The sequence below is a fragment of the Kitasatospora sp. NPDC041988 genome (assembly GCF_055588525.1).
This window is the reverse complement of sequence record NZ_JBVJCO010000059.1, coordinates 20,278-39,018: the sequence shown is the minus strand read 5'-3', so window position 1 is coordinate 39,018 and position 18,741 is coordinate 20,278. Positions and strand designations below refer to the sequence as shown.

The 18,741-nt window shown below is 70.1% G+C and carries 15 protein-coding genes; 9 read left to right on the top strand and 6 right to left on the bottom strand.

Going from position 1 to position 18,741, the window contains the following annotated elements:
• Positions 1-125: 125 nt before the first annotated feature.
• Both ACZ6NC_RS37330 and ACZ6NC_RS37325 read right to left on the bottom strand, forming a co-directional pair.
• Positions 126-1,208 (bottom strand): inositol-3-phosphate synthase, encoded by a 1,083-nt coding sequence (locus ACZ6NC_RS37330; protein WP_465738330.1) that lies wholly within the window; start codon positions 1,206-1,208, stop codon positions 126-128.
• 128 nt (positions 1,209-1,336) lie between these two features.
• Complete coding sequence (locus tag ACZ6NC_RS37325) at positions 1,337-2,035, bottom strand: PadR family transcriptional regulator (protein ID WP_465554876.1); 699 nt, start codon at positions 2,033-2,035, stop codon at positions 1,337-1,339.
• Positions 2,036-2,387: 352 nt separating this feature from the next.
• Here ACZ6NC_RS37325 and ACZ6NC_RS37320 point away from each other — a divergent pair, with 352 nt between their 5' ends.
• Together ACZ6NC_RS37320 and ACZ6NC_RS37315 are read left to right on the top strand one after the other, a co-directional pair.
• On the top strand, positions 2,388-5,036 hold the full coding sequence (locus ACZ6NC_RS37320; RefSeq protein ID WP_465738329.1) for a transglycosylase domain-containing protein: 2,649 nt from the start codon (positions 2,388-2,390) through the stop codon (positions 5,034-5,036).
• Positions 5,037-5,209: 173 nt separating this feature from the next.
• The gene (locus ACZ6NC_RS37315) at positions 5,210-6,814 is read left to right on the top strand and encodes a glycosyltransferase family 87 protein (RefSeq protein ID WP_465738328.1); all 1,605 of its coding nucleotides are present in this window, start codon (positions 5,210-5,212) and stop codon (positions 6,812-6,814) included.
• Positions 6,815-6,833: 19 nt separating this feature from the next.
• On the opposite strand, the gene ACZ6NC_RS37310 is transcribed toward ACZ6NC_RS37315, so the two are convergent.
• The 3 genes from ACZ6NC_RS37310 to ACZ6NC_RS37300 all read right to left on the bottom strand — a co-directional run bounded on the left by ACZ6NC_RS37310 (position 6,834) and on the right by ACZ6NC_RS37300 (position 9,548).
• On the bottom strand, positions 6,834-7,868 hold the full coding sequence (locus ACZ6NC_RS37310; protein WP_465738326.1) for an alanine racemase: 1,035 nt from the start codon (positions 7,866-7,868) through the stop codon (positions 6,834-6,836).
• 46 nt (positions 7,869-7,914) lie between these two features.
• On the bottom strand, positions 7,915-9,033 hold the full coding sequence (locus ACZ6NC_RS37305; RefSeq protein WP_465738325.1) for a lipid II:glycine glycyltransferase FemX: 1,119 nt from the start codon (positions 9,031-9,033) through the stop codon (positions 7,915-7,917).
• A 218-nt stretch (positions 9,034-9,251) separates the two neighbouring features.
• Positions 9,252-9,548: a hypothetical protein gene (locus ACZ6NC_RS37300; protein ID WP_465571041.1), complete on the bottom strand. Its 297-nt coding sequence runs from the start codon at positions 9,546-9,548 to the stop codon at positions 9,252-9,254.
• 300 nt (positions 9,549-9,848) lie between these two features.
• On the opposite strand from ACZ6NC_RS37300, the gene rpsF reads away from it, so the two are divergent.
• The 4 genes from rpsF (at position 9,849) to rplI (ending at position 11,621) form a co-directional block, all read left to right on the top strand.
• The gene (rpsF, locus tag ACZ6NC_RS37295; RefSeq protein WP_148643846.1) at positions 9,849-10,139 is read left to right on the top strand and encodes a 30S ribosomal protein S6; all 291 of its coding nucleotides are present in this window, start codon (positions 9,849-9,851) and stop codon (positions 10,137-10,139) included.
• Positions 10,140-10,235: 96 nt separating this feature from the next.
• Positions 10,236-10,841, top strand: coding sequence for a single-stranded DNA-binding protein (locus ACZ6NC_RS37290; RefSeq protein ID WP_363613785.1), 606 nt, complete (start codon positions 10,236-10,238; stop codon positions 10,839-10,841).
• A gap of 79 nt (positions 10,842-10,920) precedes the next feature.
• Complete coding sequence (rpsR, locus tag ACZ6NC_RS37285; RefSeq protein ID WP_030304537.1) at positions 10,921-11,157, top strand: 30S ribosomal protein S18; 237 nt, start codon at positions 10,921-10,923, stop codon at positions 11,155-11,157.
• 17 nt (positions 11,158-11,174) lie between these two features.
• Positions 11,175-11,621: a 50S ribosomal protein L9 gene (gene rplI / locus ACZ6NC_RS37280; RefSeq protein ID WP_465738324.1), complete on the top strand. Its 447-nt coding sequence runs from the start codon at positions 11,175-11,177 to the stop codon at positions 11,619-11,621.
• A 135-nt stretch (positions 11,622-11,756) separates the two neighbouring features.
• Here rplI and ACZ6NC_RS37275 read toward each other — a convergent pair whose 3' ends face one another.
• The gene (locus tag ACZ6NC_RS37275) at positions 11,757-13,085 is read right to left on the bottom strand and encodes an MATE family efflux transporter (RefSeq protein ID WP_465738323.1); all 1,329 of its coding nucleotides are present in this window, start codon (positions 13,083-13,085) and stop codon (positions 11,757-11,759) included.
• A 597-nt stretch (positions 13,086-13,682) separates the two neighbouring features.
• Between ACZ6NC_RS37275 and dnaB the strand changes: the two genes are divergently transcribed.
• The 3 genes from dnaB (at position 13,683) to ACZ6NC_RS37260 (ending at position 18,639) form a co-directional block, all read left to right on the top strand.
• Complete coding sequence (dnaB, locus tag ACZ6NC_RS37270; RefSeq protein ID WP_465738341.1) at positions 13,683-15,173, top strand: replicative DNA helicase; 1,491 nt, start codon at positions 13,683-13,685, stop codon at positions 15,171-15,173.
• 245 nt (positions 15,174-15,418) lie between these two features.
• On the top strand, positions 15,419-17,095 hold the full coding sequence (locus ACZ6NC_RS37265; RefSeq protein ID WP_465738321.1) for a hypothetical protein: 1,677 nt from the start codon (positions 15,419-15,421) through the stop codon (positions 17,093-17,095).
• A gap of 107 nt (positions 17,096-17,202) precedes the next feature.
• A complete protein-coding gene (locus ACZ6NC_RS37260; protein ID WP_465738320.1) occupies positions 17,203-18,639 on the top strand; it encodes an acyltransferase family protein in 1,437 nt (478 codons plus the stop codon).
• Positions 18,640-18,741: the final 102 nt, after the last annotated feature.

The window sequence follows — 18,741 nt, the reverse complement described above, 5'->3', positions numbered from 1 at the left end:
GCTCGCTGCGCTCAGCGCTCAGCGCGGACAATCGCGAACCTCGCTGCGCTCAGCGCTCAGCGCGGACAATCGCGAACCTCGCTGCGCTCAGCGCTCAGCGCGGACAATCGCGAACCTCGCTGCGCTCAGCGCTCGACCTCACCGCGGATGAACTTCTCGACGTTCTCCTTGGCCTCGTCGTCGAAGTACTGGACCGGCGGGGACTTCATGAAGTACGAGGACGCCGACAGGATCGGGCCACCGATGCCGCGGTCCTTGGCGATCTTCGCGGCGCGCACGGCGTCGATGATGACACCGGCCGAGTTCGGGGAGTCCCAGACCTCGAGCTTGTACTCCAGGTTCAGCGGGACGTTGCCGAAGGCGCGGCCCTCAAGGCGGACGTACGCCCACTTGCGGTCGTCCAGCCACGCCACGTAGTCCGACGGACCGATGTGGACGTTGTTGGCGCCCAGCTCGCGGTCGCGGATCTGCGAGGTGACGGCCTGCGTCTTGGAGATCTTCTTGGACTCCAGGCGCTCGCGCTCGAGCATGTTCTTGAAGTCCATGTTGCCGCCGACGTTCAGCTGCATGGTGCGCTCGAGGATGACACCGCGGTCCTCGAACAGCTTGGCCATCACGCGGTGCGTGATGGTGGCGCCGACCTGGGACTTGATGTCGTCACCGACGATCGGCACGCCGGCCTCGGTGAACTTGTCCGCCCACTCCTTGGTGCCCGCGATGAACACCGGCAGGGCGTTCACGAAGCCGACCTTGGCGTCGATGGCGCACTGCGCGTAGAACTTGGCCGCGACCTCGGAACCCACGGGCAGGTAGCAGACCAGAACGTCGACCTGCTTGTCCTTGAGGATCTGGACGACGTCGACCGGGGCCTCGTCGGACTCCTCGATGGTCTCCCGGTAGTACTTACCCAGGCCGTCGAGGGTGTGGCCGCGCTGGACGGTGACGCCGGTCGGCGGCACGTCGCAGATCTTGATGGTGTTGTTCTCGCTGCTGCCGATGGCGTCGGCCAGGTCGAAGCCGACCTTCTTGGCGTCGACGTCGAAGGCGGCGACGAACTCCACGTCACGGACGTGGTAGTCACCGAACTGGACGTGCATCAGCCCGGGGACCTTGCCGGCCGGGTCGGCGTCCTTGTAGTACTCGACACCCTGCACCAGCGACGCGGCGCAGTTGCCCACGCCCACGATGGCTACGCGAACCGAACCCATTCCGGTTGCTCCCTGTGATCTCATGAGGGCCGCCGGGCCTCGGCGGCGCTCGTCCTGCTTCTTCGATGACTGCTTGACGGGCGCGCGAGGCGCCCACTCCTACCGCGCGGCACAGGGCTGACGCGGTGTCAGCGCTCCTGGGCGGAGCGCCCCGGGCGGTCGTACGGTGGCCCGGGCGGATCCGGGGATCCGTCCTCCTGGCCACGGCCGTCCGAAGTCTTGGGTACTGCGGGGCCGGTCCCGTCGGTGGACGGTCCGGTCCGGCCGGTGCGGTTGGCCCGCTCGGTCTCGATGAGCTCGTTGAGCCACCGGACCTCGCGCTCGACCGACTCCAGGCCGTGCCGCTGCAGTTCGACGGTGTAGTCGTCGAACCGCTCGCGCGCCCTGGCGAGCGAGTTGCGCATCCGCTCCAGTCGCTCCTCCAGCCGGCTGCGGCGTCCCTCCAGGACGCGCATCCGCACGGCCCGGTCGGTCTGGCCGAAGAACGCGAAGTGGACGCCGAAGTGCTCGTCCTCCCAGGCGTCGGGGCCGGAGTCGGCGAGCAGTTCCTCGAATCGCTGCTTGCCCTCGGGAGAGAGCCGGTAGACGATCTTGGACCGCTTGCCGTTGAGCGCGGTGGCCGGGACGTACTCGACGTCCGGGTTGTCCTCGACCAGGAAACCCTGGGCCACCAGGCTCTTCAGACAGGGGTAGAGCGTTCCGTAGGAGAACGCACGGAACGAGCCGAGCAGGACGTTGAGCCGCTTGCGCAGCTCGTATCCGTGCATCGGGGCGTCATGGAGCAGGCCGAGAACGGCGAACTCCAGCACTCCTGAGCGCCTGCCCAATGCCGTCGTCCTCCTTCCTCTCAGCCGGTCCGTGGCTTGCCGTCTCCGGCAGTATGCCGCTCCGATGTATCGGCTCGATATATCGAGAACAGTAAACCGGGGTCCCCGGCGGGGCAAGGGGGGCACGCGTGAATGTGATCACAAGGCGACGCGCGGGTGTGCTTGGCAACGGGCGTGTAATGATCTGCTGCCGTTTTGTGGGTATTGGCACCTGATGCCCGATTAGTTGTATTTCTCTGCTGCGTACGCTGTCGCGTGTGCACGAGGACCACCTCCGGGGTTAGGGCGGTTACGGGCATCGGACGTGAACCCTGCCTTCAGGCTCGACCGCCTGGCGAGGAGTAGCTGGAACATGAGCGAACGACGGCGCAGGTCGCCCAACGGCGGGCAGCCTCCGGGCGACAGCGGCCGGCCGAGCGATGCCGGACAGGACGAGCTCGGCTCGGAAGGTCTCGGCCGGCGGCGCCCCCCGGGCGTCCGCGAGACCGCTCAGCAGCCCCGGATGACCCGCGCCGAGATGCGCAAGGCGGCCCAGAAGGGCGGCAAGCGCGGCGGCGCCGAGACTGCGGCCGCCGGTGCGGGCGGCGGCCGGGGCGGCAAGCCCGGCAAGAAGCGTTTCATCGACTACCCGCGCTTCGGCAAGGAGGGCTTCCGTCGCTGGCTGCCTTCCTGGCGGCAGTGGCTCAGCGCGTTCCTGGTCGTCTTCGCGGCCTGCGTCGGCACGGTCTTCTTCATCTACCAGGGCACCACGATCCCGCCGTTGAAGGATCTGGTGAAGGACCAGAACAACATCTACTACTGGGCCGACGGCACGGAGATGACCCGCAAGGGTGAGACCAACCGTCAGATCGTCGAACTCGCCGACATCAGCCCCAACCTGCAGAACGCGGTCATCGCGGCGGAGAACTCGACCTTCCGGACCGACAGCGGCGTCGACCCGATGGGCATGGCGCGAGCGGCCTACAACATGGCCAAGGGCGGTCAGACGCAGGGCGCCTCGACCATCACCCAGCAGTACGTGAAGAACGCGTACCTCAGCCAGGAGCAGACCCTCGACCGCAAGGTGAAGGAGTTCTTCATCACCCTGAAGGTCAATCAGGAGTACTCGAAGGAAGAGATCCTGAAGGGGTACCTGAACACCAGCTGGTTCGGCCGCGGAACCGGCGCGCAGGCCGCCGCCCAGGCGTACTACGGCGTCAACGCCAAGGACCTGGACCTCTGCCAGAGCGCGATGCTGGCCGGCCTGCTCAAGGGCGCCAACCTGTACGACCCGAGCATCAAGGGCAACCACGACCGCGCGGTCGAACGGTGGAACTGGATCCTGAAGCGGATGGTGGAGACGAAGAACACCACCCCCGAGGAGCGTGCCAAGTGCACGACCTTCCCCGAGCCGATCAAGAAGGTCCCGCCGACCAACATGAACGGCGAGATCAGCTACCTGGTCGACGTCGCCAACCGGTACGTCGCGACCAAGGACTCGACGATCAACGCGCAGGCGCTCGAAAAGGGCGGCTACAAGATCTACACCACCTTCGAGAAGGACAAGGTCGACGCCCTCAAGAAGGCCGTGGACGACGTCAAGGGCGAGACGCTCAACGTGCAGAAGCGCCCGGACAACGACAACTTCGTCCAGTTCGGTGCGGCCAGCATCCGCCCCGGTGACGGCGCGCTCGTCGCGATCTACGGCGGCGACGGTGTCGAGAACCAGCACTTCGACAACAACGCCGACGCCCAGGGCGTCCAGGTCGGCTCGACCTTCAAGCCCTTCGTGCTGGCCGCGGCGATGCAGACCGGGGTGCAGACCGCGACCGAGAACGGCAAGCCGAAGCGGATCAACGCCGACAGCCGCTACCTGGCCGACGACCTGTCCGAGATCCGCAAGCCCGACGGCTCGTTGGTGATCGGCGACGACGGCAAGCCGTACCGGCAGAAGAACGAGGACAAGCGCAAGCCCGGCTACGTCTCGCTGCGACAGGCCATGCAGTGGTCGTACAACGTGCCGTTCGTCCAGCTCAACCAGGACGTCGGCGGCCAGAACGTGGCCAACATCGCCGAGGCGATGGGCGTGCGCAAGGAGAGCTTCGTCGACACGAAGACCACGACCTTCCCGCTCGGCACCTCCGGCATCAGCCCGATCCGGATGGCCGACGCCTACGCCACCCTCGCGGCCAGCGGCAAGCAGACCGACCCCTACTCGGTGACCAAGGTCGAGTGGCAGGGCGCCACCCGCCCCGGCTTCAACAAGCCGGAGGTGAAGCAGGCGCTGGAGGCGGTCGTCGCGGACAACGTCACCGACGTGCTGGTGAACGTGGCGAAGAACGGTACCGGTCAGAAGGCCAGCACGCTGGGACGGCCGGTGGCTGGCAAGACCGGTACCACCGACGAGAACAAGTCGGCCTGGTGGGTCGGCTACACCCCGCAGCTGGCCACCAGCGTCGCGATGTGGCGCGAGGACCCGTCCGCGCACAACCGGCTCTCGCTCAACGGCACCGGCGGCAAGGAGTCCATCCACGGTGGTGACATCCCGACCGACATCTTCACCCGGTACATGAAGGTGGCGCTGGCGAACGAGAAGAAGATGGACTTCCCGGCCCCGCAGCCGGTCGGCAGCCAGGTCGACTCCTCCGGTGCCCCGAGCACGGCCTCGCCGACGACCTCGCCCTCGGCGACCGAGACCATGGCGCCCACCGCTCCGGAACCGGGTGCCTCGCAGCCGCCGGCACCGCCCACGACCCAGGGCCCGTCCTGCGTTCCCGGCGTCGACTGCCCGGGCACCGTGCCCACGCCGCCGCCCGTGACCAAGACGAACCCGCCCGGTGGTGGCGGTGGCGGCGGTGGTGGCGGCGGTGCCTCGCCGACCTGCCTCATCCCGGGCCTGTGCGGTTCGACCCCGCCGGCACCGTCCTCGTCCTCGGCCAGCCCCTCCGGTTCCAAGACGGGCAAGCCGACCCCGTCGTCCACCTCGACACCCGGCGCCGGCCAGCAGGGGACGGCACCCTGACGCGTCGAGCGCTCGGCCGAGAAGTGCTGAACGGCGCCGAGCAGCACTGAACGGCGGTGGCGGTCCTCTCCCGAGGGCCGCCACCGCCGTTTCGTCACGATTGGCCCGATCGGGCCGAAGCCGCTCAGGGGGCCTCCTCGTTCAGCCGGGGGAGGTGCGGCAGGATGTCCGGCATGACGTCGAGCGCTCCTGACGAATCCGCCGGCCAGATCGGGCCCATCGAGGCCGCCGGAGCAGCTCCGGCGGCGCCCGGCCCGGTCTCCGCCGCCCCCGCCGCGGCAGCGCCCCCGGCCAACACCGTGGTCGTCCCGGCGGACGAGGACCCGGTCGCCGCGGCCGGCAGCGAGGTGATCGGCGGCCCGCCCGGCCGGCGCGCCCTGCTCGGCATCTCCTGGTGGATCCCGGCGCGCTTCCTGGCGCTGGTGGTGATCGTGGTCTCGGCGCTCGGCATGGTGCAGAAGCTGCCCTGCTACAACGGCGCCTGGTTCCAGCCGGGGTCGCCGCAGTACATCCACGCCTGTTACAGCGACATCCCGCACCTGTTCAGCGGGCGGGGCTTCGCGGCCGGGCTGCACCCGTACGTGGACCGGATCCCGGGCACCTCGGGCGATCTGCAGTTCCTCGAATACCCGGTGCTGACCGGCCTGTTCATGCAGGTCGCGGCCTGGCTGACACCCGGCGGCGGCACCCAGCAGGCCCAGGAGCAGTGGTTCTGGGCGATCAACGCGGGCCTGCTGATGGCCTGCGCGGTGGTCGCGGTGGTCGCCGTCTCCCGGACCCACCGGCGCCGCCCCTGGGACGCCCTGCTGTTCGCCCTCGCGCCCGCCCTGCTGCTCAACTCCACCATCAACTGGGACCTCCTGGCGGTCGCGCTGGCCGCCGTCGCACTCGCCTGGTGGGCCGGCTCGCGCCCGGTCTGGGCCGGGGTCTTCATCGGCCTGGCCACCGCCGCCAAGCTCTACCCGCTGTTGCTGCTCGGCCCGCTGCTGATGCTCTGCTGGCGGGCGGGGAAGTGGCGCGAGTTCCGGGCCCTGCTGGGCGGGGCGGTCGGCGCCTGGCTGCTGGTGAACCTGCCGATCATGGTGGCCAACTGGCAGGGCTGGTCGACCTTCTACGTCTTCAGCAAGCACCGCAAGGAGGACTACGGCTCCTTCTGGCTGATCCTGATGCAGAGCCGGGGCGTGGGGCTGGAGGACCTCGACCTCTACATCGGGGTGCTGATGGTGCTCTGCTGTCTGGGGATAGGGTGGCTCGCCCTCTCGGCACCGCGCCGCCCGCGCGTCGCGCAGCTGGCCTTCCTGGTGGTGGCCGCGTTCGTCCTGGTCAACAAGGTGTACTCGCCGCAGTACGTGCTCTGGCTGATCCCGCTCGCGGTGCTGGCCCGGCCGCGCTGGCGCGACTTCCTGATCTGGCAGGCCTGCGAGGTGCTCTACACCCTGGGCATCTGGTCCCACCTGGGCTTCGTCACCGGGCCCAAGCAGCACGGGATCGGCGAGTCCTGGTACCACTTCGCGATCGCGCTGCACCTGCTCGGCACGCTCTACCTGGTCGGGATGGTGATCCGCGACGTGCTGCTGCCGGACCGCGACCCGGTGCGCTGGGACGGCAGCGACGACCCGTCCGGCGGGGTGCTCGACCAGGCCCCGGACGTCTTCGTGCTCGGCACCGCCCGGCAGCTGCGCGAGGACGCGAGCTACGCCGGATACGCGCCGGCCGGCCCGGAGCAGTGGCTCGACGAGCCGCACACCCCGGAACCGGCCGAGAGCACCAGGCCGTAGGACAGGCCCCTGGCGGCGGCTAGCGGTCCACCACGCGGTCGAAGTGCGTGGTGGTGTGCCGGACCTGCAGGGTCAGCTCGTCGCCGACCGCCGGCGGCTTGGTCTCGTTGTCCAGCAGGAGCAGCGAGACCTGCATGTGCGGCGGCTCGGCGAACCAGAGCTGCTTGCCGGCCCAGTTGAACGGCGACTTGGTCTTGTTGACCGTCGCCAGGCCGGCCCGGGCGATCCCCTTGGCTCGCGAGGACATGCCCTGCACGTACTTGGGCGCCTCCAGCCCGATGCCGTGCGCGGTGCCGCCGGCGACCACCAGCAGGTGGCCGTCGGTCGGCGCCGGGTGCTGGCGGTAGCCGTAGCGGTCGCCCTTCGCGACCGGGGTGACGTCCAGCACCGTCGCCCGGACCTCCAGCGCACCGTGGTCGCCGAGCCAGAGCCGGGTGCCGATCCGGGCCCGGAAGACGGTGTCCGGGTAGCGCCGGCCCAGCTCCTCCATGCCCGCCGCGCCGAGGTGGCTGACGAAGACGGTGTGCACCGGCACCCCGGCGGCCCGGGCGGTGTCCACCCAGTAGGCGACCTCGTCCACCGGGGAGGAGCCGTCCGGCCGGTCCATCGGCAGGTGCAGCGCCAGGCCCTCGAAGGAGACGCCGTCCAGCTCGGCGGCGACCACCGGCAGGTCGGCCGCGCTCACGCCGTGCCGGCGCATGGTGGTCATGCACTCCAGCACCACCCGGGAGCCGCGCAGCGCGCGCAGCCCGTCCACGCTCGCCACCGTCCGGATCACCCGGGCGTGCGGCAGCGGCAGCACCTCCTCGCCGACCCGGTACGGGGTGAGGACCAGCAGCTCGCCGCCGTACCAGTCGGCCGCGTCGGCCGCCTCGTACGCGGTGCCGACGGCCAGCACGCCGGTGCCGAGGAGGGTCGCCTCCTCGGCCAGCCGGTGGTTGCCCAGGCCGTAGCCGTTGCCCTTCGCCACCGGCACCAGGCCGGGGAACTCGGCCAGGACGGAGCGCTGGTGGGTACGCCAGCGTTCGGTGTCGAGGTAGAGCGACAGCGTCATCGGGTCATCTCCCAGGGGGTGTTGGGCACGGCGGGGCGCAGACTGCTCAGCGACGCGACATGTAGAGGTCGAGCGCCTTGTGCAGCAGCTTGTTGAGCGGGAAGTCCCACTCGCCGAGGTACTCGGCGGCCTGGCCGCCGGTGCCGACCTTGAACTGGATCAGGCCGAACAGGTGGTCGTCCTCGTCCAGGGTGTCGCTGATGCCGCGCAGGTCGTACACGCCGCCGCCGAGCGCGTACGAGTCGCGCATCATCCGCCACTGGATCGCGTTGGAGGGCTTGACCTCGCGCTTGTGGTTGGCCGAGGCGCCGTAGGAGTACCAGACATGCTCGCCGACCACCAGCATCGTGGTCGCGGCCAGCGGCTCGCCCTCGTGGTAGGCGATGTAGAGCCGCATGCGGTTCGGGTCCTCGGCGGTGAGCGCCTTCCACATCCGCTGGAAGTAGGCCAGCGGACGCGGGGTGAAGCGGTCGCGCTCGGCGGTCACCAGGTACAGCTGGTGGAAGATCGGCAGCTCGTCGTAGCCGCCCTGGACCACCTCGACGCCGCTCTTCTCGGCCTTCTTGATGTTGCGGCGCCAGAGCTGGTTGAAGCCCTTCTGGATGTCGTCCAGCGAGCGGTTGGCCAGCGGCACCTGGAAGACGTAGCGCGGCTGGACGTCGCCGAAGCCGGCGCCGCCGTCGTCGCCCTGCAGCCAGCCGGCCTTGCGCAGCCGGTCGGCCACCTCGAAGGCGCGCGGCTCGTACCAGTCGGCCTCGATGTCGCGCAGGCGCTTGGCCTGCTTGCCGGCGATGGCCTCCTTGATGGTCGGCGCGTTCCAGCGGCGGATGACCACCGGCGGGCCCATCTTCACGGAGAACGCGCCCTGCGACTTCAGGTGCGCCAGCATCGGGGAGAGCCAGCGGTCGAGGTCCCGGTCGAACCAGTCGATGACCGGGCCCTCGGGCAGGTACGCCAGGTACCGCTTGACCTTCGGCAGCTGCCGGTAGAGCACCAGGCCGGCGCCGACGATCTGGTTGGACTCGTCGATCCAGCCGATCGACTCCGAGCGCCATTCGGCCTTCACATCGCCCCAGGACGGCACCTGCATGTGGCTCGCCGAGGCGCGGCTCCTGATGAAGGCGAGGTGCTCCTCGCGGGTGATCGTCCTCAGGCGCAGGCTCATGCTCGGTGCTCCTCGTCGGTCGGGCTCGGTGGGGGCCCCAGGTTCTCGGGGGTGACTTTATCCTCCGGGGCCCGTTCGGCTGCGGGCGCGGCAGCGCCCCCGTCGGGTACCTGTCTCCATCAGGTAGGTACGCGACGGGGGCGCCGAGGGTTCCTCGTGGGGCGGACGGGGCCGTTTCTGTCGGGCGGGTCGGGCCGGTGGACCGGCCGGCGGGAGGGTCAGCCCAAGAAGCCGCCGCGGGCGATACCCAGGTAGAGGCCCCACGCGGAGGCGACGACTGTGATCATGAGGACGAAGCGTTCGGCCGTGGTGACGGAGACGAACTGTCCCCAGAGGCCGGTGACGACGCCGAAGAGCCCGGTCCACGAGCTCACTGCGTGGAGGCCGTGGAAGAACGAGGTCGTGAAGGCCAGCACGCCGAGCAGGGCCGTGATGCCGACCAGCGTGTTCTCGCGGGGGTGCCGGTGGCCGTCGGTGTTCAGGGTGAGCGGGAGCCCGTGGATGGTCAGAGCCATGAGTCCTACCTCCTGGCGAGGAGACGAACGAGCAGGAAACCCGTTCCGTCCAGATTGCGGCGGTTGGGTGGGGATCACAACCCCTATGCGTTTTGTTCGGCCGTCCGAGTGCAGGTAGGCTGTGCCCTCTGCACTGGTGTAGTTGTGCCCCCTTGTGCCCTCTTCCGGGTCGGGCGGGGCTCGATTGTCGGACCCGGCCGCTACGGTGGCCGGTGTCGTCACTGCTCCGGTGCCGACGCTGCACAACCCTCCTGCCACGGAGAGACCGTGGCCGCTGAGTCCAAAGGAGGTGGGTTACTCATGCGTCACTACGAGCTGATGGTCATCCTCGACCCCTCGGTTGAGGAGCGCGCTGTCGCCCCCCTGATCGAGAACTTCCTCACCGTCGTCCGCAACGGCGGCGGCAAGGTGGAGAAGGTCGACACCTGGGGCCGTCGCCGTCTGGCTTACGAGATCAACAAGCAGTCCGAGGGCATCTACTCGGTCATCGACCTCAAGGCCACGCCTGAGGTCGTCAAGGAGCTCGACCGCCAGCTGGGCCTGAGCGAGTCGGTTCTGCGGACCAAGGTCCTGCGCCCGGACACCCACTGAGCCACCTCTGAGGCCCTCGGGCCTCGGGTAGCTCGCGTCCGCTGTTTCACGTGAAACAGCGGTGAACGGAACTCTTCCGGAGAGGTCATCACCACCATGGCAGGCGAGACCGTCATCACCCTCGTCGGCAATCTCGTCGACGACCCCGAGCTGCGCTTCACCCCGTCGGGTGCGGCGGTCGCGAAGTTCCGCATCGCGTCCACCCCCCGCACCTTCGACCGTCAGACGAACGAGTGGAAGGACGGCGAGAGCCTCTTCCTCACGTGCAACGTCTGGCGGCAGCCGGCGGAGAACGTGGCCGAGTCGCTGCAGCGCGGCATGCGCGTCATCGTGCAGGGCCGACTGCGCCAGCGGTCTTACGAGACCAAGGAAGGCGAGAAGCGGACGGTCTTCGAGGTCGAGGTCGACGAGGTGGGCCCGAGCCTGCGTTCGGCGACCGCGAAGGTCACCCGGGCCAACCGGTCCGGCGCTCCCGGTGGCGGCGGCTTCGGCGGCGGCCAGCAGGGCGGCGGCCAGGGCGGTAACTGGGGCGGCGGTGGCGGCCAGCAGGGTGGCGGCGGCTGGGGTGGAAACTCCGGCGGCGGCCAGTCCGGCCCGTCCGACGACCCGTGGGCGTCCAGCGCTCCCTCTGGTGGCAACCAGGGTGGCGGCAGCTGGGGCGCCCCGTCCGGTGGCGGCTTCTCGGAAGAGCCCCCGTTCTAAGAGCTGACAGATTTCGTGCGGCCCGGCGGCCGGCGTCGTGAGACGCCTGCCGGGCCGTGAACCCCAAATGGAGCACACAATGGCGAAGCCGCCTGCTCGCAAGCCGAAGAAGAAGGTTTGCGTCTTCTGCAAGGACAAGGTCAACTACGTTGACTACAAGGACACGAACCTGCTGCGGAAGTTCATCTCCGACCGTGGCAAGATCCGTGCCCGCCGGGTCACCGGCAACTGCACCCAGCACCAGCGTGACGTCGCCACGGCCGTGAAGAACAGCCGTGAGATGGCGCTGCTGCCCTACACCAGCACCGCGCGCTAAGAGAGGGTGACCAAGTAATGAAGATCATCCTCACGCACGAGGTGCCGGGTCTCGGCTCCGCCGGCGAGGTCGTCGAGGTCAAGGACGGCTACGGCCGCAACTACCTGGTCCCGCGTGGCTTCGCCATCCGCTGGACCAAGGGCGGCCAGAAGGACGTCGACGCCATCCGTCGCGCCCGCAAGATCCACGAGATCCAGACCCTCGAGGCCGCCAACGAGGTCAAGGGCAAGCTGGAGGGCGTCCAGGTCAAGCTGGCCGTCCGTTCGGGTGAGGCCGGCCGTCTGTTCGGCTCGGTCACCCAGGCCGACGTCGTCGAGGCCATCAAGGCCGCCGGCGGTCCGGCTGTGGACAAGCGCGCCGTCGCGATCGCCTCGCCGATCAAGACCGTGGGCACCCACAAGGTCTCGGTCAAGCTGCACTCCGACGTCCAGGCCAACCTCGACGTCGCCGTCGTCGCTGCCTGAGCTCCGTAGCTGTGGCCCGAGGGCCGGTCTCCCCCTTCCGGGGAGGCCGGCCCTCGGTCGTTCCCGGCGCCCGTCGTCCCCGCCGGTGGCTCCGGGGGCTCTCGGCGCCCTGGGCGCTCCCGGCGTTCCCGGCGGTCAGGCCCGCACCGCGCCGGTGACCAGCCACTTGCCGCCGCGGGCCCGCCAGGCCAGGAAGCCGCCGCGGACCAGCATGAACAGGTTCATCGCCCACCAGAGCCCGGCCAGCCCGGTGCCGGTGGCCGGGACCGCGAACGCCGCCGGGGCGAAGACGGCCAGCGTGGCCAGCATCGCCCAGGCCAGATAGGTGCCGTCCCCGGCACCCATCAGCACCCCGTCCAGCACGAAGACCAGGCCGGCGACCGGCTGGCAGAGCGCGAGCAGCAGCAGGACGGTGTTCAGCTGCGCCTGCACCGTCGGGTCCGGGGTGAACAACGGGACGTACAGCGGCCGGGCGACGATCACCAGCAGGCCGAGCACCAGGCCGGAGCCGACGCCCCACTCGATCATCCGACGGGTGGCCGCCTTCGCCCCCGGGACGTCCTCGGCGCCCAGGTAGCGGCCGATGATGGCCTGGCCGGCGATGGCGATGGCGTCCAGTGCGAAGGCGATGAAGAGGAACACCGTCATGGCGATCTGGTGCGCCGCGATCTCGTCGTCACCGAGCCCCGCGGCCACCGCGGTGGCGATCATTAGGACGGCGCGCAGGCTCAGCGTACGGACCATCAGCGGCCCGCCGGCCCTGGCACAGGCGCGGATGCCGGCCGCGTCCGGCCGCAGCGAGGCACGCTCCCGGCGCGCCCCGCGCACCACCACGACCAGGTAGGCGGCGGCCATCCCGGTCTGGGCCAGCACGGTGCCCCAGGCCGAACCGGCCACGCCGAGCCCGGCTCCGTAGACCAGGCCGATGTTCAGGCCGACGTTGGCGGTGAAGCCCGCGACGGCGACCAGCAGCGGCGTCCGGGTGTCCTGGAGCCCGCGCAGCACGCCGGTGGCGGCCATCACCATCAGGATCGCCGGGATGCCGAGTGCGCTGATCCGCAGGTACGTCACGGCGTACGGCGCGGCGGTGGCCGAGGCGCCCAGGACGTCGGCCACCCGGGGCGCCAGCAGCAGGGTGAGGGCGACCACGCCGGCCGAGAGTGCCAGGGCCAGCCAGATGCCGTCGATGCCCTGCTGGACGGCGGCCCGGCGGTCCCCGGCCCCGATCCGGCGGGCGACCGCGGCGGTGGTGGCGTAGGCGAGGAAGACGAACACCCCGGTGGCGGTGGTGAGCGCGGCCGAGGCGACGCCGACACCGGCCAGCTGCGAGGTGCCGAGGTGGCCCACGATGGCCGAGTCGGCCATCAGGAACAGCGGCTCGGCGACCAGGGCGCCGAAGGCCGGGACGGCGAGGGCGAGGATCTCCCGGTCGTGCCGGCGGCGGTCGGTGGTGGGGGCGGTCATGCGGTCAAGGCTACTCATCCACAGGTAATGAGTGCCAGCCGGTTTGAGGTGTTACTCGAAATCCTGAGCGACGGCTCCGGCGCGGGATGTGTCCACGGCCACCCGGCTGTGTGTGAAGAATTTCTCATGCACAGCCCCGGGAAGAGGTAGTTGCAGGTCAGCTGGTTGACGGTGGATCGATGGTCGGGTTATCCACAAGGCTTTCCACAGGGGCGTCCACAGGTTTGCGGCACTTCTCCACAGCCTCGGGCCGCTCGTCCACACCCCCTGTGGATAACCGCCTTGGCTGAAGAGCTCCCGGCGCCTTAGCGTGGGCTCTCCGTCCGACACTCCCACCCGCCCCCGGCGTCCGATTTGTCGGTGTGGTGGCGTAGAAATGCGGTGGCGCAGTATCAGGAGCGCGGCTCCGATCCACCCAGCCACCGGCAAGGCCCGCTCCAACTCGCACCACTCGCTGATCGGGGAACACGCGTGACCGGCCCCCAGTACGACGACCACGACGCCCCGCCGCCGGAGGAGGACTGGCCCACCGCCGACGACCCCTTCCCCGCCGGAGCCTTCGCCGACGCGCCGTTCCCGGACGGCCCCGGCGACCGGCTGCCGGTCTCGCGCGGGCGCGGCGGCAACGGTCAGGGCTCGGGCGGCGGCTTCCAGAAGGGCGGCCAGGGCGGGGGCTTCCAGAAGGGCGGCAAGGGCTCCGGAGGCTCCCAGCGCGACGGCAAGTGGCGCCAGGGCGAGGACGACCGCTCCGAGGGCGTCGACGGCTTCGAGCGGGTCCCCCCGCAGGACCTCGCCGCCGAGCAGTCCGTCCTCGGCGGCATGCTGCTCTCCAAGGACGCCATCGCCGACGTGGTCGAGGTGCTCAAGCCGGCCGACTACTACCGGCCCGCCCACGAGCTGATCCACGGCGCGATCCTCGACCTCTACGCCCGCGGTGAGCCGGCCGACCCGATCACCGTGGCCGGCGAGCTGACCAAGCGCGGCGAGCTCACCCGCGTCGGCGGCCCGGGCTACCTGCACACCCTGGTCAACTCCGTCCCGACCGCCGCCAACGCCGAGTACTACGCCCAGATCGTCCACGAGCGCGCGGTGCTCCGCCGCCTGGTCGAGGCCGGCACCCGGATCGCCGGCATGGGCTACGCCGCCGAGGGCGACGTCGACGAGATCGTCAACGCCGCCCAGGCGGAGATCTACGCCGTCACCGAGCAGCGCACCAACGAGGACTACGCACCGCTCGCCGACATCATGGAGGGCGCCCTCGACGAGATCGAGGCGATCGGCTCCCGCAACGGCCAGATGTCCGGCGTCCCGACCGGCTTCGCCGACTTCGACCAGCTGACCAACGGCCTGCACCCCGGCCAGATGATCGTCATCGCGGCCCGACCGGCCATGGGCAAGTCCACCCTGGCGCTGGACTTCGCACGCGCCTGCTCGATCCACAACAAGCTGCCGAGCGTGATCTTCTCGCTCGAAATGGGGCGCAACGAGATCGCCATGCGCCTGCTCTCCGCCGAGGCCCGGGTGGCGCTGCACCACATGCGCTCCGGGAACATGACGGACGACGACTGGACGCGGGTCGCCCGCCGGATGCCGGACGTCAGCGAGGCGCCGCTGTTCATCGACGACTCGCCGAACCTGTCGATGATGGAGATCCGCGCCAAGTGCCGCCGGCTCAAGCAGCGCAACGACATCAAGCTGATCGTCATCGACTACCTCCAGCTGATGCAGTCCGGCGGCTCCCGCCGGGCCGAGAACCGTCAGCAGGAGGTCTCCGACATGTCGCGAAACCTGAAGCTGCTGGCCAAGGAGCTGGAGGTGCCGGTGATCGCGCTCTCCCAGCTGAACCGTGGTCCCGAACAGCGCACCGACAAGCGGCCGATGGTCTCCGACCTGCGTGAGTCCGGCTCGATCGAGCAGGACGCCGACATGGTCATCCTGCTCCACCGCGAGGACGCCTACGAGAAGGAGTCCCCGCGCGCGGGCGAGGCCGACCTGATCGTCGCCAAGCACCGAAACGGTCCGACGGCCACCATCACGGTGGCCTTCCAGGGCCACTACTCGCGGTTCGTCGACATGACGAGGGACTGACCGGACAGGCGACGACGTCCGGTACTTCGAACCCCGCGAGGCCGCCGGGGCGCGTGTCGACAGGGTCGTGGAAACGGCTCTGTGCCGCTGAACCGCGGGGTCTCCCGGGGCCGGGTCGCGAGGCCTTGCACCCCCCTCCCAGGGCCTTTGCGCAGCAAGGGAAATCGGCTTTGTTCCGTACCCGTGCCCTCTGTACTCTGTGCGAGCCTTATTTGATGATCATTCAATAATTCTTGGGGGGTACGGTGCCTCGTCACCGTCTCATCGTCATCGCGGCCGCCGTGGCGACCGGTGTCGCCGTCGTTCCGGGTCTGGCCCAGGCGGCCGACGCGCCCGCTCCCGCCGCCGGCACCCACGGCGCGAGCACCACGCCGGTGAACAAGATCTCCAGCCCGGCGTTCACGACCGCCAGCAGCCCGGTAGGGGCCACGGTCAAGCAGCTGCGCAAGGCCGCGCCGAACGCCCAGGACGCGCCCGGTGCACAGGAGGGCACGGCCGCCCCGGCCGCCAACCCCAACCTGGGGACGGGCGTGACCGTGGAGGGCACCAGCGCCTACGGCGTCAAGCTGACGGCCGACATCGTCAGCGACCCCGTCTCCATCACCGTCATGATCTCCTGGGGCGACGGCACCGCGACCGAGGTCTACACCACCGGCACCAGCCAGGTCGAGCGCACGCACACCTACGCGAAGCTCGGTGTGTACGACGTGAAGGTGAACCTGTACACCGTTGACGCCACCGCGTCCAACGGTGTCACCATCGCGACCCCCGGCTCGGCCTACACCCCGTACGGCCCGACCCGTCTGCTCGACACCCGCGACGGTACCGGCGCGCCCGCCGGCAAGGTGGGGAACGACGGGCTGGTCCGGGTGAAGATCGCCGGCAACGGCGGGATCCCGGCCGGGGTCACCGCGGTGGCGCTCAACGTCACGGTCACGGAGCCCGGCGGTGCCGGCCACATCATCGCGTACCCGGACGGCGCCGACCGGCCGACCACCTCGAACGTCAACTACACCGAGGGCCAGACCGTTCCGAACCTGGTCATCGTCCCGGTCGGCGCCGACGGCTACGTCGACCTGTACAACCGCGGTGCGGCCTCGGTGCACCTGATCGCCGACGTCGCGGGCTACTTCAGCCACACCGCCACCGCGGGCTACACCGGGGTCTCCCCCACCCGCCTGGTCGACACCCGGGAGGGCCTCGGCACCGCCCGCGGCCAGGTCGCCGGCTGGACGTCGTTCCCGGTGCAGGTCCAGGGCGCCGCCGGCGTCCCGGCCGGGGCCAAGGCCGTGGCGCTCAACGTCACCGTGACCGACCCGAGGACCGACGGCCACCTGACCGTCTACCCGGGCGGCCAGCTGGCACCGACCGCCTCCAACCTGAACTTCCGCGCGGGCCAGACCGTCGCCAACTCGGTGATCGTGCCGATCGGCGCGGACGGCCGGATCCAGGTGCTCAACGCCGCGGGGGGCCCGTCCGACGTGATCGTGGACGTGGTCGGCTACTACGGCGACGACAGCAAGAGCGCCTACCTGCCGGTCTTCCCGACCCGCCTGCTGGACACCCGCGAGGACTCCTGGGGCTTCGGCCCGCTGCCCAGCCAGAACTACATCTACATGCCGCTGTCGGACGGGCGCCCGCAGTTCACCGGCTTCGTGCTCAACAGCACGGTGACCAACACCAAGGACGCGGGCCACCTGACGGTCTTCCCGGACCCGAACAGCATGGCCCAGTACAACGCCGACACGGCGATCCTGCCCGTCAAGCCGAACACCTCCACGCTGAACTGGAAGGCCGGGGACACCGTGCCCAACCTGGTCCAGGCGAACCCCGGTGCCAACGGCATCGTCGACTTCTGGAACGCCAGCGGCGGTGACATCGACCTGGTCGTGGACATGTTCGGGGTCTACGAGAACAACTGATCCACGGCGGGTGCCCCGCGAAGCCCCGGGGGCGGCCGTCCGACGGCCGCCCCCGGGGCGCTCTGTCGAGCCCGGGCCCGGGGTGCCGAGCCGGTGCTCCGGGAACGATGGGTTCCGGTGGATGGGCTACTGTCCTCGCCGTGACCCAAATACGACTGCGGCTTCCCGGTAGAGCCGGGGGAACTACGCGAGGGGCGGCGGCCGTAGGAGCCGGGGCCCGGCTCGGGTGGCTGGACGCGCTGCGCGGACTGGCCGCCCTGGTGGTGGCGCTTCACCACTTCGGCATCCTCGAGATGCTGCCGTTCGGCGGCGCGATCTGGTGGCACTTCGACCTGGGCCTGTACGGCGTGATGCTGTTCTTCCTGGTCAGCGGCTACATCATCCCGGCCTCACTGGAACGCCGGGGTGACGTCCGGGCCTTCTGGGTGGGGCGCCTGTTCCGTATCTACCCGGCGCTGATCGCCACCTTCACGGTGTCGATCCTGATGCTGCCCGAGGGTGACGGATCGGTGGCGCTGTTCCGCACCGGCCACAACCTCATCTCGCTGGTCGCCAACGCGACGATGCTCCAGGACATGCTGAACGTCATCAACGGCATGGGTGTGACCTGGACCCTCACCTACGAGATGATCTTCTACTTCCTCGTCACGGGCCTGTTCACCCTCGGCTGGCACCGGCGCAGCAGCAGCATCGCCGTCGGATTCGCCGCCGTGGGGCTGGTGTTCGGCGGTTCGCTCGCCACCGGCACGATCGCCCACGACCTGGGCTCGACCCGGAACCTGGTCCTGGCAGCGGCCCTGATCGTGGTGATGGGATTCGCCTGCATGCTCAGCGGCAACCCGGTGCTGACCCGCACCGGCGCGGTGCTGGTGGCCGGGCTCGGGGCGGTGCTGCTGCTCAACAACAGCCGGGCGCCGGTCTTCGAGACCCTGCTGATCTTCGCCACGATGTTCGCCGGCACGGTGCTCTACCGGGCCGAGCACGGCCAGATCGACCGCGTGCAGGCGTGGCTCTGCTGCGGGTTCGTGGTGGTCGCGGGGGTGGCGATCGGCTGGATGTACAACCGCAACGGCGTGGAGCTGAACACCTGGAACTCGGGCTGGATCGCCTGGTCGGCGTCCTACACCGGGGCCTGGGCCACCTTCCTCGGCGGGATGGCGCTGCGCAAGCGGCGGTTCCCCAAGGTGCTGACCTGGCTGGGTGCGGTCAGCTTCTCGCTCTACCTGCTGCACGTGCCGCTGCTGCACACCATCGCCCCGCTGCTGGCGCACCCGGCTCCGACCACGACGGGTGGGAAGACCCTGTGGGTGGTGGAGTACCTGGCCATCGCGCTGGCCGCCGCCTACCTGATGTACCGGCTGGTGGAGCTGCCGTTCCAGAAGCTGGGGCGCAAGGCGCTGAAGGCGATCGAGCGGCGGTTCCCCGGCGGGCCCCCGGCCGCACCGGAGGGCGCCGCCCGCCTGGTGGCGGTACCGGCGGCCGCCGAGCCCGTCCGGGTGCCGGTCGAGGTCGGTGCCGGACCAGCCGGGCCCGGCGCGAGCTGACTCCCGGCGCGTGAACGGAAGCGGGGGGGGGGGGGGGGGGGGGGGGGGGGGGGGGGGGGGGGGGCGGGGTTCTTTGGCGCTTTGGTCGTCTGGGGCGGGTGG